The organism is Flavobacterium sp. UMI-01 (assembly GCF_019656315.1).
Lineage (GTDB): Bacteria > Bacteroidota > Bacteroidia > Flavobacteriales > Flavobacteriaceae > Flavobacterium.
This window is the reverse complement of the sequence record NZ_BPLU01000035.1, coordinates 14,516-31,806: the sequence shown is the minus strand read 5'-3', so window position 1 is coordinate 31,806 and position 17,291 is coordinate 14,516. Positions and strand designations below refer to the sequence as shown.

The window sequence follows — 17,291 nt, the reverse complement described above, 5'->3', positions numbered from 1 at the left end:
AATGACTGCCGAAGACTACTTAAACGGACAAATCATCCTGATAGACAAACCCTTACACTGGAGTTCTTTTCAGGCAGTTAATAAGTTGAAATACATACTCATCAACAAAGTAGGTCTTCCAAAAAAATTCAAAATAGGACACGCAGGAACCTTAGACCCTTTGGCTTCTGGATTATTAATCATTTGCACGGGTAAATTCACCAAAAAAATAACCGAAATTCAGGGACAAGCCAAAGAATACACTGGTACTTTTCATCTTGGAGCCACAACTCCTTCTTATGATTTAGAAACAGAAATTGACCACACCTTTCCTACTTCACACATTGATGCGGCTTTGATTCATAAAACCGTTGAACAATTTTTAGGCGAAATAGACCAAAAACCTCCTATTTTTTCGGCCATAAAAAAAGATGGTGTTCGTTTATACGAACATGCCAGAGCAGGAGAAACTGTCGAAATAGCCTCAAGAAAAACTACGATTCACGAATTTGAAATTACCCGAATCGAATTACCCGAAGTGGATTTTAGAGTAGTTTGTAGCAAAGGAACCTACATCCGCTCCTTAGCACATGATTTTGGTAGTGCTTTAGCCTCGGGGGCTCACTTAACTGTTTTGAGAAGAACCAAAATAGGAGACTACTCTGTTCTCAATGCGACTGAGGTTACCGCATTTGAACAAAAAATCCTCGATGAATTATAAGCACAGAAAAACACATTATAAATTATACTTAATTTAAAATGTGCTTTTTGGTACTTCTTTACAACTCCATTTTTTACATATCCTTAGTAGAAATCAAGGATTAATAGTGGGAGATTTTTTCGTTTCCAAATAGAAATCGAGAAAATAAATCATACAGTTTTTCGAAAAATTTTTTCATGACGTTAGTTTTAAATTGTGAAACAATGACTAAACACTCATAAAAAAAGCAAATCAGAAAACAATAGATTTGGCTGGCAGTCACTAAGTTACAAAAATATTTTTGATAGAGAAAATATTTTTTCGCATTCTTTTCTTTTGCAAAAAATCAGACACTCCCAAAATCAGACCACATCCCTTACTCCACATAGCCTACTGTTTACAATTGCTGGCACAAAAAATAGTGAAAAACAATCAAAAATTGTATTTTTATAAAAACAACAACTTACGAATGGATTTAGAAAAGAAGACAATTGGTCTTGTACTTTCTGGTGGTGGTGCCAAAGGAATTGCACATGCAGGCGCCCTTCAGTTTTTGATTGAAAAAAACATCTTTCCCGACAGAATTGCTGGCACTAGTGCGGGCGCAATTGTAGCCGCTTTGTACGCCATAGGCAAAACACCAGATGAAATTTTGGCTTTTTTTCAATCCATATATATTTTCCATTGGCGACACCTTACCTTTAAAAAAGCAGGCTTAATTGATTCCGAATCGTTTCGAGACAATTTTTATTCTATCTTTCAGGATGCAACACTGGGCGACTTGATGATTCCAGTACAAATCACAGCCACCAATATGGTACGAGGCCGTCTTAAAATTTTTGATTCCAAAACAAAAATTGTAGATGCGCTTATTGCCTCCTCAGCTTTCCCTGGAATCATCTCTCCTTACGAAATCAATGGAGAAACTTACAGTGATGGTGGTATTTTGAATCATTTTCCTTCGGATGTTTTGTATGGGCAATGCGAAACCATTATAGGTATTTATGTTAGTCCGATTCAAAAAATCAAAGCCGCCGATTTGAATTCCATTCGAGCCGTGACCTCCAGAGCCTTTGATATTTTCTCAGCCAATTCAGACATCCAAAAATTTACCGTCTGTGATTGGATTATCAAACCCGAAGCACTGAGTATTTACAGCACTTTTGAAACCAATAAAAGCAAAATGAAAACCATTTTTGATATTGGCTACGAGGCAGCTAAAAACTCTTACGAAACACTTAATTTGTAAACTTAATTGTTGTCTAGGTTAATTCTTAAACCAACAATAATCTGTAGCATTTTTGAATGGTCATAAAATGACTCAAATTCAGGATTAGTATTCACTTCAAATTTAGCAGTTACAAATCCTGCTCCAACATACGTAGCGAAAGTTCTATCAAATGAATATAAACCTTTGCAGCCTATTCTAAAATCCGTTCCTGATTGCTCACCAAAACTTCGATTCTTGTCTTTAAATTTAAGATCTACAGAACCTATACCGATAGAAGGCTCCAACAAAAATGCTTTTGAAATTTTTATATCATAAGCAAGAATGCCGTAAACTGAATGATATCGGCTAAAATGATAGTTACCTGCTTTAGAAATATCAGTAACGGAATAATTAATGTAATCATAACCTATTCCCAACTTGATTTTTTCAAAATGAACAAATATCACACTAGCCGCAAAACCAAGATTAGCCTTATTAGCTTTTGACAAATAATTATCTCCAAAAGAAACAGGAGCCACGGAATGGAAATTAAACTCGGGTTTAAACCCAAATCTCGAACTGGTTTGTCCGAACGTCAGGTTGAGACAAAATAGAACAAAAACAAAACTGTATTTCATTAGCTAATAATTTATAGTGTAAATTACTGCTTCATTATGTATGGGAACAGAAACTGTATAGGACATGGAAGATGGACTAGTTGAAAAATCAGAAACTGTATATTTAAGACGAACCGTTTGATTTTTAATTACATTATAATATGTATTGAAATATCCTGGATTATCTGGATTAAGGTTTAAATCAACATCGAATTCAGGTACCTGCCCTTCGATTTCAATGCTTGTAATCCCTTTCTTTGTTGTGGTATTGTTTAAAATCAATCTCAAGCTAGTAATTGATTCCTTCCTAAATAAGGTGATTGTGTTTAAGTCTAACTTATAGTTATTGAAATTTTTAATTTTAGCACTAATATGTTTGTCCTGAAAAACATTATCATCCTCATTGATAACGGTCATAATATTGTAATCCCCTTTCGGAGCTGGAAATACCAAAGTGAAAACCCCATTTGAATCTGTAAAACCATAAGAAATTAAATCAGCGGGCCAGTAAGTACTACCATTGTTAATTTCAACTGCAACTTCCTTACCTGAAATTGGGCTTCCATTTTCATCCAAAATCTTTCCTGTCACAACCAACTTTGTCTCTCCATCATATGGAATATCACAATAGCACAACATGAAAAAGCAAAACAACAATAACATTAGTTTCATAGACATGAATATTGGAGGTAAATCTAAACCATTTTCACTAGAAGCAACCCGTTTCGATATTAAATCTAAAACAATAAAAAGTAAAAACTTGCAAACTAAAATTCAAATCTCTCCAATTAAATACAAGGAAAAAAATTAAAATAAAACTTACTATAAAAAACAACCTCCCTATTTCAAAAAAAAAGAATATGACTATATTTGCACCAAACAACACAATATACTCATGAAATACAAGAGAATTCTTCTGAAATTAAGTGGCGAAGCATTAATGGGAAATAAACAATACGGAATAGACCCTGTAAGACTAGCCGAATATGCTGAAGAAATCAAAAAAATCCACGACAAAGGAGTAGAAATCGCTATTGTTATTGGTGGAGGAAACATTTTTAGAGGTGTAGCTGGTGCAAGTGCTGGAATGGATAGAGTACAAGGTGATTACATGGGAATGCTGGCTACAATCATCAACGGAATGGCGCTTCAAGGAGCTCTTGAAGACAAAGGCATGTTGACTCGATTGCAAACTGCTTTAAAAATTGAAGCAATTGCAGAACCTTATATTAAAAGAAGAGCCGTGCGTCACTTGGAAAAAGGACGTATTGTGATTTTTGGTGCAGGTACAGGAAACCCTTATTTCACCACTGATACTGCAGCTGTATTAAGAGGAGTTGAAATTAATGCTGATGTCATTCTAAAAGGAACGCGTGTTGATGGCGTTTATGACTGTGATCCTGAAAAAAATGCTTCGGCAGTTAAATTTGATTCTATTACATTTGATGAAGTGATAAAAAAAGGTCTTAACGTAATGGACACCACCGCTTTTACATTAAGCCAAGAAAACAAGTTGCCTATTGTTATTTTTGACATGAATAAACTAGGAAATCTTGAAAAGATTTGTAACGGAGACAATATTGGAACAGTAGTAAACATATAGGTAATAATATTCGGTGTACCACAAACACTAACAACCGAATACTGCATACAGAACACTAAATAAAATAAAGATGACAGAAGAAATCGATTTTATATTGGACAGCGCTAAAGAATCTATGGAAGGTTCTATTGAGCATTTAGAAAAATCATTTACGAACATTCGTGCTGGTAAAGCATCACCAGCAATGTTAGGAAGTGTATTTGTAGATTATTATGGTTCTTCAACACCATTAGCACAAGTAGCTAAAATAAGCACTCCTGATGCTAGGACAATCACATTACAACCATTTGAAAAAAGCATGTTACAACCTATTGAAAAAGCCATCATGATTGCTAATTTAGGTTTTAACCCGATGAACAATGGTGATGTTATTATCATCAGCGTACCGCCTTTGACCGAAGACAGAAGACGCGAATTAGCCAAACAAGCTAAAGCAGAAGCAGAAGATGCGAAAATAGGTATCAGAAACGCTCGTAAAGATGCTAACACAGATATCAAAAAATTAGAAAAAGAAGGCACCTCAGAAGATATTTGCAAAAGTGCTGAAGACGAGGTTCAAAATTTAACCAATAGTTTTATCAAAAAAATTGACGAACTTTTAGTGGTTAAAGAAGCCGAAATTATGAAAGTGTGATCACTCTCAATCTCAAGAATAAATCCGTTTACAGAGTGAACGGATTTTTTTATTGCTATTTTTGTCATAACAAAATGGTACCATTACCGTTTGATAAGAAACTCACTCCATGAAGTATTTTTGTTTAATTCTATTGTTCACCCTCAACCTTCACGCTCAATTTCAGGTAAACGGTGTTGTAAAAGATGCTCAAACAAACAAAGCACTTCCTTTTGCCTCTGTTTTTACCAACGGAAAACAACTTACCACTACCGATGTCGATGGGAAATTTACAATCGAAATCCCCACCAGTCATACTACTTTTGAAACCACGTACCCCGGATATACCAAGGCAACCCTTGTCATTTCTCCTAATGTTACTTTTTATCCAATTTACCTATCGCCTATTAAACCAATTTGTGCTTCAAAAAACAATCCTCATGCAGCTTTAGCCGCAGGTATTATCCAAAAAGCTATCGCTTCAAAAAAGGCCAACAATCCCAAAGACAGACTTCAAAGTTTTGAATTTAAGTCTTACAACAAATTACTTGTGAGTGCTCCTCCAGATTCTATTTCTAAAAAAATAGACACGGTTTTTATTCCCAAAAAAAGAGGTTTTTGGCTTCACAAATTGGATTCTACCAATTATAAGTTCAAAGAAACAATAGACAAACACGATTTGTTTTTAACCGAAAAAGTTTCTCATTTTCAATATAAAGACAAGGCATTAAAAGAGACGATTTTGGGCACCAAAATGGCCGGATTAAAACAACCCATTTATGAAATCATTGGTTTTAGCTTGCAATCATTTTCCATCTATGACTACAAATATGAATTGTTTGAAACCAAATACAACAGCCCCATTGCTTACGATGCCCCTAGTCAATACAGTTATACCCTGCTGGATACGGTAGCAGTTGACGACCGAATGACGTACCGCATTCATTTTAAAAACAAAAGAAAGAGTAAAAAATCAGGTTTAGAAGGCGTATTGTATATCGATCAAAACAGTTATGCTATTGCAAAAGCAGTAATGCGCATCAAAGGGGTACTGGACATCAGTGGCACACACGAATTTGAATACCTACCTCAAGAAGGAATTTGGTTTCCCTCGGCTAAAAAATTTAAAATTGTAAAAGGAAAAAACGATGATGATATCAAAATATTAGGAGGTACCATCCACTTTGACGGCGATGTAGAAGACTCTTTTTCAAAAAGAAAAAAACAACCCTCGGATTATGTTTCTCTAGTTTCACACACTTACAATTATGACTTACAATACAACCAACCCATTACGGTAAAAAAATCGTTTGTAAGTATCGAAATCAAAGATAGTGCCCTAAACAAACCTGCTCATTTTTGGGACGAACACCGTACCAATTCGTTGAGTATTCGAGAACAGAAAACCTATCAAGCTCTCGATAGCTTGTTTCAAAAAAACCGGTTAGAAAGTAAAATCCGTTTTGGTCGCAAAGCCATCAATGGCTTTATCCCCCTGCCTTATTTTGATATTGATTTACGAAAATTAATTCGTTTTAATAACTACGAAGGTTTTCGTTTAGGTTTTGGTGGTACTACCAACGAACGCTTTTCTAAAATTTTTAAAATCGATGGTTATACGGCTTATGGCACCAAAGATGGCACGTTCAAATACCATTTGGGCAGCGCCATACGCATAGGAAAATTTTCAAACAGCTGGATTGGAATTTCTTACACCGATGATGTACGAGAAATAGCCAGTACCACTTTCTCAATTGATAAAATTCCATTTAAAATTTACGACCCTCGTCCTATCAACATTAGTACTTTTTACAACCATGTCAGTTGGCGAACCTATATTGAAACAGCAATTATCCCCAAAACCGAAAGTATTTGGGAACTTACCCATAGTGAAATACTTCCTAAATTTGACTACGCTTACAATCTCAACAATACCTTATTTACGTATTACCAAATGACCACTGCTAAGGTTTCCTTGCAATGGAGCCCTTTTAGTGATTTTATGCAAACACCCAATGGTAAAATTGAAATTGAGAAACGCTATCCTAAATTCACCTTTCAACTCACGCAATCACTTCCCAAAGTGATTGAAAATGATTTCGAGTTTACCAAATTAGATTTCAAAACCGAATACGAAAAAAAATATTTGAATGGTCAAAAAACCCATCTACTCCTTCAGGCAGGTTATGCACTAGGAGATGTGCCGTTGACACACTTATACAATACTTCGCCTAACAACATCACCAAAGAAACCATTATACAACGCATCACCTTTGCTGGCAAAAACAGTTTTGAAACCATGTTTTTCAATGAGTTTTTCTCCCGAGAATTTGCATATTTTCAATTCAAACATAGTTTGAACAGGGTTCGATTGTTTTCAAAAGTCAAACCATCATTTGTATTGGTTTCAAGGATGGCTTGGGGTAATCTAGACCAACCCGAACAACACGTAGGCTTGAATTACAAAACCTTGAACGAAGGTTATTTTGAATCGGGAGTCGAGTTTAACCAAATCCTGAACGGTTTAGGTTTAACGGCTTTTTACCGTTATGGCCCCAATCAATTGCCTAATTTTGAAGACAATATTGCTATCAAACTCAGCTTTGTTTTAAACTTAGGATTTTAATGACTGGAAACAAATTTCAACCCAATAATCGAAGCTATTAAAGTAGTTATAAAAAACAAACGCCAAAAAGTTGCTGGCTCTTTAAATACAAAAATCCCAACAAGCACTGTTCCTACTGCACCAATACCTGTCCAAACCGCATAAGCCGTCCCAATGGGCAGTACCTGTGTGGCTTTGTACAACAAAATCATACTTATAGTCAGTGATACTACAAAACCCACTAACCAATAGGTGGCTTCTAAACCTGAAGTTTCTTTGGCTTTGCCTAAACAAGATGCAAAAGCTACTTCAAACAAACCGCCTATTATTAATAATATCCAACTCATTTTAGGGTTTAATAATTAAAACAGAAGGCACTTGAGCCAACCAATCGCTATCAGAATCCAGAATTGTTTTCCAACTTTCCAAACTAATCAACATCAAATCTTGTTGTTGTAATAAGTTAGCGTTCATTTCCTTTTCATTTATCACAGCCATATTGTTGGGGTATTTTTGCAAAAGCGTCACAATGGCACTTTGCAACACAAAATTATTTTTGACATAACTTTTCATATCCAACAAGGTGATTTTTGAATTGTTATTGTAAATCAATTTTTGAACAAAATCAATCAAAACACTATCATCCGATTTTAAAATAGGCACCAAAACTTGATTGACTTCTTGAAACTCTTTGTCAATTAAAATCCCAAGTGGTTTTTTAGTCTTGGCTACAATCTGACGTGTTCTTTCGTCAAAAGGAGAATTCTCAAACAAACCTTCTTTTCCTTTAAACTTATCAATCAAGCGGTCAGGATTAATGATGCGGGTAGTAAATCCAATCACTTTCCCTAGCAGTGTTCCTTCAAAAATAGACTTCCCTAAACCTACTAACAATAAATCATAATCTCCTTGATTGGTTACCTCAGCAATCTCAGTTTCGATATCACTAGTCACTTTGAAAATAGAAGTTACTTTAATACCTAATTGATCCGATTCGTCCAAGATAGGTTCAAAGCTTTCTTTTTCTATTTCCTCCATGTTAAACGAGTGAAGTTCGTCACTTTGAGACAAATGCATGGCTGTAATCGCAGTTGATTTCTTTTGTTTTTTTGTCAAACTGTTGGCCAATCGCAATAAAGATTTCCCTTTTTCATTGTTCCCAAAGGAAATTAAAATTCGGTATTTATCATCGTCTAATAGCTCTTCTACTTCGGAATCCCTTTTGTTTTTAAACAAAAAATCCAATACATCCAAAGCAGGACCTGTCATAAAAGTGGTAACCAACGCCATAATCACCATCATGGTAAAAACTTCGGATGTTAACACTCCCAACTCCAAACCAATATTAAGCACAATCAGCTCCATCAAGCCACGCGTATTCATCAAAGCACCGATAGTCAAACTATCATGCCAATTTTGTCCCACAAATTTGGCTGCCAATGCACTGCCAATAAACTTTCCTATAACAGCAACAGCGATAATTGCACCTGTCACTTTCCATAGATAAATATCATTAATGAGTCCAACTTGTGTATTCAAACCTGTAAACACAAAAAACAAAGGCAATAATAAAATTACCGAAACGTCTTCGACCTTTTCAATAAATATCATTCTAAATTTAGAAATATCCGGCATGATGGCTCCCATCATGAAGGCCCCAAAAAGCGCATGAATCCCAATTACTTCAGTAGCATACGAAGAGAGAATTAAAATTAAAAAGAAAATAGCCATCACAGGTTTACCAATGTTCTCTTTTTCAGCATACAAATCCCCTATGCGTTTCAAAAAAGGTTTCACTATGAAAATCATAGCCAAAACATACACAAACGCCAATGAAATAACATACAACGAGCCTACAAAATCACCCGCTTTGACAATGGCAATTACTACGGCTAGCAAGCACCAAGCGGTAATATCATCAGCTGCGGCACAGGTAATCACAATAGCCCCCAATCGGGTTTTATGAATGCCTCGCTCTTGTACAATACGTGCCAAGACAGGAAAAGCGGTAATACTCATCGCTATTCCCATGAACAAACTGAATGAAAGAAAAGCAACTCCTTCGGGAGCAAATTGATTGTACACAAAATAAGACAATCCAATACCCATAGCAAACGGAATCACAATACTGGCATGACTAATCACAATGGCTTCGCTCGCTTTATTTTTTAACACTTTAACATCCAACTCCATTCCAATCACAAACATGAACAGAATCAAACCAATTTGGCTCAAGAATTTTAAATTCCCCAATGACTCTAGAGGAAACAACGCCGCTGAAAACTCTGGAAAATACATCCCTACCAAGGAGGGGCCTAATACAATACCCGCAATAATCTCCCCGATAACGGTAGGTTGACTAATTTTTTTAAAAACCCAACCAAAAAAACGAGCCATTAAAATAATCATTACAATTTGCGCCAGCAGTATCGCTAATGGCTCTTTGAAATTGTGCATCATTGAATCTACAAAATCTGTCCAAGAGTCATTTGCATTTTCCAACAATATGGCAGGCTTATTCAATTCCAGCAATTTTCCTTGGTTAATGATCCAATAAATCAAAGCCGAAAAACCTCCTGTTACCCCAAAATAAAACAGCGTATTTTTATATTTTTTCACAATCATCTTTTTCTAATATTCACTTTTAAAACCAACACAAAGATGGTAAATTCTACAATATCTTTTACATCCTCATAATTAAGTTTTAACCCCAAAAGAAAAGGCATTCAAAACCCTAAATTTGATTTAAAATTTACAAATAAATTACGCTTTCACTATGGTTTTCACTACCTTTGCCCCCATTTTAAAACAACTATGAAAAAGATATTTAAAGTAGGATTTTGGGAATTTATCGCCCGAATTGTACTTAAAAACCGACTTGCCATTCTTGGACTTATCGCCTTGATAACAGTAGCACTAGCACTTCAATGGAAAAACATTCAGTTTTCATTTACAGAAGCCAACCTACTTCCAGATAACAACATCATCAATAACGAATACAATGCTTTTCTAGATAAATTTGGTGAAGAAGGAAATTTAATTGTTGTAGGTGTCAAAGACGATGCTTTTTTTACACCAAAAGCATTTGCTGCTTGGAACAAATTAATGTCCACCATCAAGGCACAAAAAGAAATTGACTTGGTGGTATCCATCAATGACTTAAAACAACTTAAGAAAAACGATTCGCTCCAAACTTTTGAAATGGTTCCGTTTGTGGACGCCTCCAAAACCACCTCTACAGCGTACCTGAACACCTTAAAAAAAGACTTGCTTCAAAACATGCCTTTTTACGAAGGTCTTTTGTACAACAAACAAAACGGCACCTTGCGCTCAGCGATTTATATGGACAAAGACATTGTCAACACCGCCCACCGCAAAGAATATATTGTCAATGATTTTATCCCAAAGATTGAAGCTTTTGAAAAAGAAACTGGCATCGATTTACGTGTTTCAGGCATGCCTTACATTCGCACGCTAAACGCTTTGAGTATTCTGGACGAAATCAGTTTATTTATCGGAGTTTCACTACTCATCACCTCATTGATTTTCTTTTTCTTTTTCCGTTCGTTCAGAGCCACTTTAATTGCTATTCTTATTGTTGTCATTGGGGTGATGTGGACTTTTGGACTCCTAGGTCTTTTTAATTATCACATTACCGTTCTTACCGCATTGGTTCCTACACTGGTGATTGTTATTGGGATACCAAACTGTATTTTCTTGACCAATAAATACCAACAAGAATACGTAGCCCACGGAAACAAGGCCAAAGCCTTACAACGTGTTATTACCAAAGTAGGAACCGCTACTTTGATGACCAATTTGACCACTGCTGCTGGTTTTGCAACTTTCATCCTAACAAAAAGTCAATTGTTACGAGAATTTGGTATCATTTCGTCTCTAAGTATTATGGCTTTATTCTTTTTGTGTCTTATTACAATTCCCATTTATTACAGCTATCAACCAGTGCCAAAAAGCAAACACTTGGAACACCTTAGCCGTAATTACACCAAAGTTTTTATGCAATGGATAGAAAAAATGGTCAAATACAACCGTCGCTATGTGTATGCGGTTGCCCTGCTTTTATTTATAGTGAGCACCTTTGGCGCATTCAAAATCCAAACTTCGGGTAGTTTAATCGAAGACATGCCTCAAAATACAGCTTTCTTCAAGGATATATTGTTCTTTGAAAACGAATTCAACGGAGTCATGCCTTTGGAAATAACCATTGACACGAAAAGAAAAAAAGGAGTAATGAAATCCTCCACCCTTCGTAAAATGGATGAGTTACAAGAAACGATAGATTCCATTCCAGAATTATCAAAGCCTATTTCAATACTCAACTTAGTCAAATACTCAAAGCAAGCCTACTACAACGGCAACCCTGATTATTATGAATTACCAAGTTCGCAAGAACAAAGTTTTATCTTGAGTTATGCCAAAAATGCAACCAAGAACACCAAAGAAAACATCATGAAAAGCTATGTGGACAGCGCCGGACAAACGGCACGTATCACCACTTTCATGAAAGACATTGGCACTGGAAACATGGCCAAAATTGAGCATCAATTGCAAACCAAAATCGACAGTATTTTCCCAAAAGAGCGTTATGATGTAGTAATGACAGGAAAAGCGTTGGTGTTCGAAAAAGGCACCAAATACCTCTTAGACAACCTAGTAACTTCTTTGTTTTTTGCGGTATTTTTAATCAGTCTTTTGATGGTATTTATGTTTCGTTCGTTTAAGATGGTGGTCGTTTCGGTCATTCCTAACTTACTACCCTTGATGATTACCGCGGGCTTAATGGGTTATTTTGGCATACCGCTTAAACCATCAACCATTTTGGTTTTTAGTATAGCGTTTGGGCTTTCGGTGGATGACACCATTCACTTTTTGGCACAATACCGTCAAGAGCTAACCAATCATAATTGGAAAATAAAAAAATCGGTAATGGCTACAATCAAAGAAGCAGGCGTAAGTATGTTTTACACCTCAGTCGTTTTATTTGCAGGATTTTCAGTTTTTCTATTATCTGATTTTGGTGGAACAGTAGCGCTGGGCGGATTAATTGCCATGACATTGCTCTTTGGAATGTTATCGAATCTGATGCTTTTACCTTGTTTGGTACTAACACTCAATAAAAGATTGGCCAACGAACAAGAATTTAAAGAACCTACCATTGATGTGTTAAGCAAGTCCGAAGAACCTGCAACATTAGAAATGATTGACAAATAAAACCGTTATTTTCTTTTTATCGCATTGTGAATTAAAAGCGCTTTTTTTTATCTGATGCAAAAAGAAAAACGAGATATTTAACAATTAAGGAATACTTAAATCAACTTTGTCAGATGTTTTAAAAAAACCTTATTTTTAACAACAACACAACATTTTTTGAGTGTTGTATTTTTTAAATACCATAAAATAAAATCAACGAATTATGACTCAGATTACTACTGAAGCAGAAAGATTAGCTGTTGATAACACCTATAAAAACTGGAAAAAATGGGGTCCTTATTTAGCCGAAAGGCAATGGGGTACCGTACGGGAAGACTACAGTCAAGATGGCAATGCTTGGGAATACATTTCTCATGACAAAGCACGAAGCAATGCTTATCGTTGGGGAGAAGAAGGTATTGGGGGTTTTTGCGACTCACGCGAAATCCTATGTCTAGCACCTGCTTTTTGGAACGGAAAAGACCCTATTATCAAAGAACGTTTGTTTGGACTCACCAACAATCAGGGAAATCACGGAGAAGATGTAAAAGAACTGTATTTTCATCAAGTTTCGACTCCCACCCATTCGTACAACAAATATTTATACAAATACCCTCAAAACGAATTTCCTTACGAAGAGTTAATCCAAAAAAACCTTCGCAGTCGGGAAGAACCGGAATACGAATTACTCGACACCGATTTGTTTAAAGACAATGCCTATTTTGATTGTTTTATAGAATATGCCAAAGCTGGCATTGACGATATCTTGATGAAAATCACGGTAGTCAACAGAGGCTTAAAAGATGCCAACATACACGTATTGCCACATCTTTGGTTTCGCAATTATTGGAAACACAACAACCGCCATCCGCGTCCAAATATGGAATCGGTTTCGGACACTACTGTACATTCTAGTTGTACCCGAAATGGGGAATATTATTTTTATCACGAGAAAGGCGAACAACTATTTTGTGAAAACGAAACCAACAACCAACGCATTTACCATTACAAAAACGAATACAAATACGTCAAAGACGGCATCAACGATTATATTACCAAAAAAGAAGCTACAGTAAACCCTAAGAAATTTGGCACTAAAGTAGCCGTACATCACGAATTAAAACTAAAACCTGGTGAAGAAAAAATCGTAAGAATCCGTCTGAGCAAAGAAATTATAAAAAAGCCTTGGGAAGATTTCGAAATGGTATTTGACTTACGAAAAAAAGAATGTGAGGCGTTTTACGACCAAATCATTAGTGATAAAATTGCCAAAGAACATCAAGCTATCGCCAAAAGTGCTTTTTCAGGTTTGTTGTGGACCAAGCAATTTTATTATTACAATGTTCACAAATGGCTTTTTGGAGGTACCGAAGAAAATCCCGCCCATAGAGATCATCCTCGTAATTTTAGCTGGCAACACCTCAACAACCGCCACATCATATCGATGCCAGATAAATGGGAATACCCTTGGTATGCCGCTTGGGACCTTGCTTTTCACATGGCATCATTTGCTGAAATTGACCCTTGTTTTGCCAAGCAACAATTGTTATTAGTTCTACAAGAAAGCTATATGCATCCTAATGGCCAAATTCCAGCGTATGAATGGAACTTTAGTGATGTGAATCCTCCTGTGCATTCATGGGCCGTGTGGACTGTGTATGAAAGAGACCGCATTAGCAAGGGTAAAGCCGACACTTCTTTTCTAGAAAAAGCCTTCCAAAAACTGCTTATCAACTTTACTTGGTGGGTAAATCAAAAAGATACTAGTGGCACTGATTTATTTGAAGGAGGATTTTTAGGACTGGACAACATTGGGGTTTTTGACCGCAATCACATGCCTAAAGGAATCAAAAAAATGCAACAAGCCGATGCCACCAGTTGGATGGCGATGTTCTCATTGAATATGTTGCGTATGTCCCTCGAATTAGCCAAGACCAACAAAATTTACGAAGAAGTTTCCGCTAAGTTTTTCAGACATTTCTTGAATATTGCTTGGGCAATGCACCACATTGGAAAAAAAGACATTTCGTTATGGGATGATCAAGACAACTTCTACTACGATGTTGTACAAATGGCAGATGGTAGCGCAGAACGTCTTAAGGTACGCTCATTGGTAGGGGTCATCCCGATGTTTGCAGTTGAAATCATGCACAAAGATTTATTTGATGAATTAAAAGATTTCAGAAGACGTGCTAACGAAATCATTCGTACGCGACCTGACCTTGCTTCATTGATATCCAATTTAGAAAGCGCCAATAAAGAAGGGAATTTTCTTTTCTCTATCATGCGTGGTTTCCGCTTGGAGCACCTCTTAAAACGTTTACTCGATGAGGACGAATTCCTTTCTGATTACGGAATCCGTTCGCTTTCTAAATACCACGAAAAACATCCTTTTATTTTTAACAACGATGGACATCACCAAATTCAGTATGAACCGGGTGAAAGCCGTTCCAATATGTTTGGTGGAAATTCCAATTGGCGTGGTCCTATTTGGATGCCATTGAATTATATGATTATTCAATCGCTACGCAAATATTACACCTTTTACGGCCCTACCTATATTTATGAATTCCCAACAGGTTCAGGCAAAAAGCTGAATTTAAATGAAATTGCAAACGAATTGACCAAACGATTAATCAAATTGTTTGAACGTAATGAAGATGGCAAATTCCAATACCATGCAGAAGACCCCGAAAAACTTTTTGCTACTAACGAACATTTTAAAAACGAACATTTCTTTTATGAGTTTTTTGATGGCGACACTGGTAAAGGTCTTGGAGCCTCACACCAAACAGGATGGACTGCCTTGATTGCCAATTTGATTTTGGAATTAGAAAAGAATCAATAAAAAACATCTTATTATCTATAAAAGCAACTCCACTCGAGTTGCTTTTTTTTGGGGCTTGGAGTGATTATTTCACAAAAATACTTTTGGGATTAAAAATCAAAGGCATGTCCGCACAAAGAATTTGAAAAAAAGATAACCATGCATTTCTTCCCATTTCAAGCCTTAAGAAAACAATTGCGTTTTATTTACTTACTCTTTTCAAAACACTAGCCATTCTCCGTATTTTTCTTTAGGCTTCTTTGTGACCATGACCCTCAAGAGAATAGCTAAGCATTATAATACGGTTTTTACAACTGCCTAGCTCAAAACCACATGCAAGCAGAAGCGAACTGCATTTATACCTGACAAAGAGAATAAGCTTCTAATAAACTTCAGGGTGGCTAATTCCTTTAAAAAAATGAATTATATTTGTACTAAAGAAACGTATTATTGTTAATAGTTATTGACACCTACAATGAAGCATACAAAAATAAAGGACCTACTAAACAGTCCATCAACACTACAAGAAGTGAATGCAAAAGGATGGGTAAGAACTTTTAGAAACAATCAATTTATTGCTTTGAATGATGGTTCGACCATCAACAACATACAATGCGTGGTGGATTTTGAAAACACCCCTGATGAAATATTAAAAAGAATTACTACAGGTGCAGCCATTTCGGTTACGGGGAACCTGGTTGAAAGCAAAGGCGCTGGACAAAAAGTAGAAATTCAAGTCACACAACTGGAAATTTTAGGCGATGCCGACCCTGAAAAATTCCCCATGCAACCCAAAAAGCATTCTTTGGAATTTTTAAGAGAAAATGCCCATTTGCGAGTGCGTACCAACGCTTTTGGTGCTATAATGAGAGTGCGTTCGGTTTTGTCCTTTGCGGTACATAGCTATTTTCAACAAAAAGGTTTTGTATATGTCAACACGCCCATCATCACAGGTGCTGATGCCGAAGGTGCTGGAGAGATGTTTCAGGTAACTTCTTTGCCTTTGCACAGTTTACCTAAAACAGAAGAAGGAGCTATTGATTACAAGAAAGATTTCTTTGGAAAACACACTAATTTAACCGTTTCAGGTCAATTAGAAGGCGAAACCTTTGCGATGGCTTTGGGGCAAATTTATACTTTTGGACCTACTTTTAGAGCCGAAAATTCAAATACCTCTCGCCATTTGGCCGAATTCTGGATGATTGAGCCCGAAGTAGCGTTTAATGACTTAGACGACAACATGGATTTGGCTGAAGATTTCATTCAATATGTGATTCGATACACCATGGAACAATGTCCTGACGATTTGCAATTTCTAACCACTCGTTTGTTAGAAGAAGAAAAAACAAAACCTCAGGCAGAGCGTAGCGAAATGAATTTGTTAGAAAAATTACACTTTGTACTCGAAAACAAATTCAAACGTGTTTCCTATACCGAAGCTATTGATATTCTGAGAGATTCAGTACCTAATAAAAAGAAGAAATTCCAGTTTGTCATAAACGAATGGGGCGCCGATTTACAATCGGAACACGAACGTTATTTGGTAGAAAAGCACTTTAAATGCCCCGTAATTTTATACGATTACCCAGCCAACATCAAGGCTTTCTACATGAGACTGAACGAAGATGGAAAAACCGTGCGGGCAATGGACATACTTTTTCCTGGTATTGGCGAAATTGTGGGCGGTTCCCAACGCGAGGAACGTTATGATGTTTTAGTCGAAAAAATGAAAACCATTGGTATCGACGAAAAAGAATTATCATGGTACTTAGACACAAGACGTTTTGGTAGTGCAGTACACTCAGGCTTTGGTCTAGGTTTCGAACGATTGGTGTTGTTTGTAACGGGTATGACTAACATTCGTGATGTGATTCCTTTCCCAAGAACACCTGGTAATGCGGAATTTTAAATAGATTAATCGGTTAA

12 protein-coding genes are annotated in these 17,291 nt (G+C 36.3%); 8 read left to right on the top strand and 4 right to left on the bottom strand.

The window, feature by feature from the left end:
• Position 1 precedes the first annotated feature (1 nt).
• Both truB and K5R64_RS10345 read left to right on the top strand, forming a co-directional pair.
• Positions 2 to 700, top strand: a complete 699-nt coding sequence (truB, locus tag K5R64_RS10350; RefSeq protein ID WP_220763263.1) for a tRNA pseudouridine(55) synthase TruB — start codon at positions 2 to 4, stop codon at positions 698 to 700.
• Between the two features lie 448 nt (positions 701 to 1,148).
• A complete protein-coding gene (locus K5R64_RS10345; RefSeq protein WP_220763410.1) occupies positions 1,149 to 1,928 on the top strand; it encodes a patatin-like phospholipase family protein in 780 nt (259 codons plus the stop codon).
• Between the two features lie 2 nt (positions 1,929 to 1,930).
• Here K5R64_RS10345 and K5R64_RS10340 read toward each other — a convergent pair whose 3' ends face one another.
• Positions 1,931 to 2,527, bottom strand: coding sequence for a hypothetical protein (locus K5R64_RS10340; RefSeq protein ID WP_220763262.1), 597 nt, complete (start codon positions 2,525 to 2,527; stop codon positions 1,931 to 1,933).
• A 3-nt stretch (positions 2,528 to 2,530) separates the two neighbouring features.
• Entirely contained in the window at positions 2,531 to 3,178 is a 648-nt protein-coding gene (locus K5R64_RS10335; RefSeq protein ID WP_220763261.1) for a carboxypeptidase-like regulatory domain-containing protein, read from the bottom strand.
• A 223-nt stretch (positions 3,179 to 3,401) separates the two neighbouring features.
• Between K5R64_RS10335 and pyrH the strand changes: the two genes are divergently transcribed.
• From pyrH to K5R64_RS10320, 3 genes are all read left to right on the top strand, one after another.
• Positions 3,402 to 4,109 (top strand): UMP kinase, encoded by a 708-nt coding sequence (gene pyrH, locus K5R64_RS10330; protein ID WP_220763259.1) that lies wholly within the window; start codon positions 3,402 to 3,404, stop codon positions 4,107 to 4,109.
• A 70-nt stretch (positions 4,110 to 4,179) separates the two neighbouring features.
• Complete coding sequence (frr, locus tag K5R64_RS10325) at positions 4,180 to 4,743, top strand: ribosome recycling factor (protein ID WP_220763257.1); 564 nt, start codon at positions 4,180 to 4,182, stop codon at positions 4,741 to 4,743.
• Positions 4,744 to 4,852: 109 nt separating this feature from the next.
• Positions 4,853 to 7,348 carry a DUF5686 family protein gene (locus K5R64_RS10320; RefSeq protein ID WP_220763254.1) on the top strand — a complete coding sequence of 832 codons (2,496 nt, stop codon included), beginning with the start codon at positions 4,853 to 4,855 and terminating at the stop codon, positions 7,346 to 7,348.
• Here the strand turns inward: K5R64_RS10320 and K5R64_RS10315 are convergent.
• Together K5R64_RS10315 and K5R64_RS10310 are read right to left on the bottom strand one after the other, a co-directional pair.
• Positions 7,345 to 7,674, bottom strand: a complete 330-nt coding sequence (locus tag K5R64_RS10315) for a multidrug efflux SMR transporter (protein ID WP_220763252.1) — start codon at positions 7,672 to 7,674, stop codon at positions 7,345 to 7,347. The two genes, K5R64_RS10320 and K5R64_RS10315, sit on opposite strands and share 4 nt — an antisense overlap.
• A 1-nt stretch (position 7,675) precedes the next feature.
• A complete protein-coding gene (locus K5R64_RS10310; protein ID WP_220763250.1) occupies positions 7,676 to 9,946 on the bottom strand; it encodes a cation:proton antiporter in 2,271 nt (756 codons plus the stop codon).
• A gap of 195 nt (positions 9,947 to 10,141) precedes the next feature.
• On the opposite strand from K5R64_RS10310, the gene K5R64_RS10305 reads away from it, so the two are divergent.
• From K5R64_RS10305 to asnS, 3 genes are all read left to right on the top strand, one after another.
• On the top strand, positions 10,142 to 12,559 hold the full coding sequence (locus K5R64_RS10305) for an RND family transporter (RefSeq protein WP_220763248.1): 2,418 nt from the start codon (positions 10,142 to 10,144) through the stop codon (positions 12,557 to 12,559).
• Between the two features lie 202 nt (positions 12,560 to 12,761).
• Positions 12,762 to 15,386 (top strand): glucosidase, encoded by a 2,625-nt coding sequence (locus K5R64_RS10300; RefSeq protein ID WP_220763246.1) that lies wholly within the window; start codon positions 12,762 to 12,764, stop codon positions 15,384 to 15,386.
• 454 nt (positions 15,387 to 15,840) lie between these two features.
• Positions 15,841 to 17,274, top strand: coding sequence for an asparagine--tRNA ligase (asnS, locus tag K5R64_RS10295; RefSeq protein ID WP_220763243.1), 1,434 nt, complete (start codon positions 15,841 to 15,843; stop codon positions 17,272 to 17,274).
• Positions 17,275 to 17,291 lie beyond the last annotated feature (17 nt).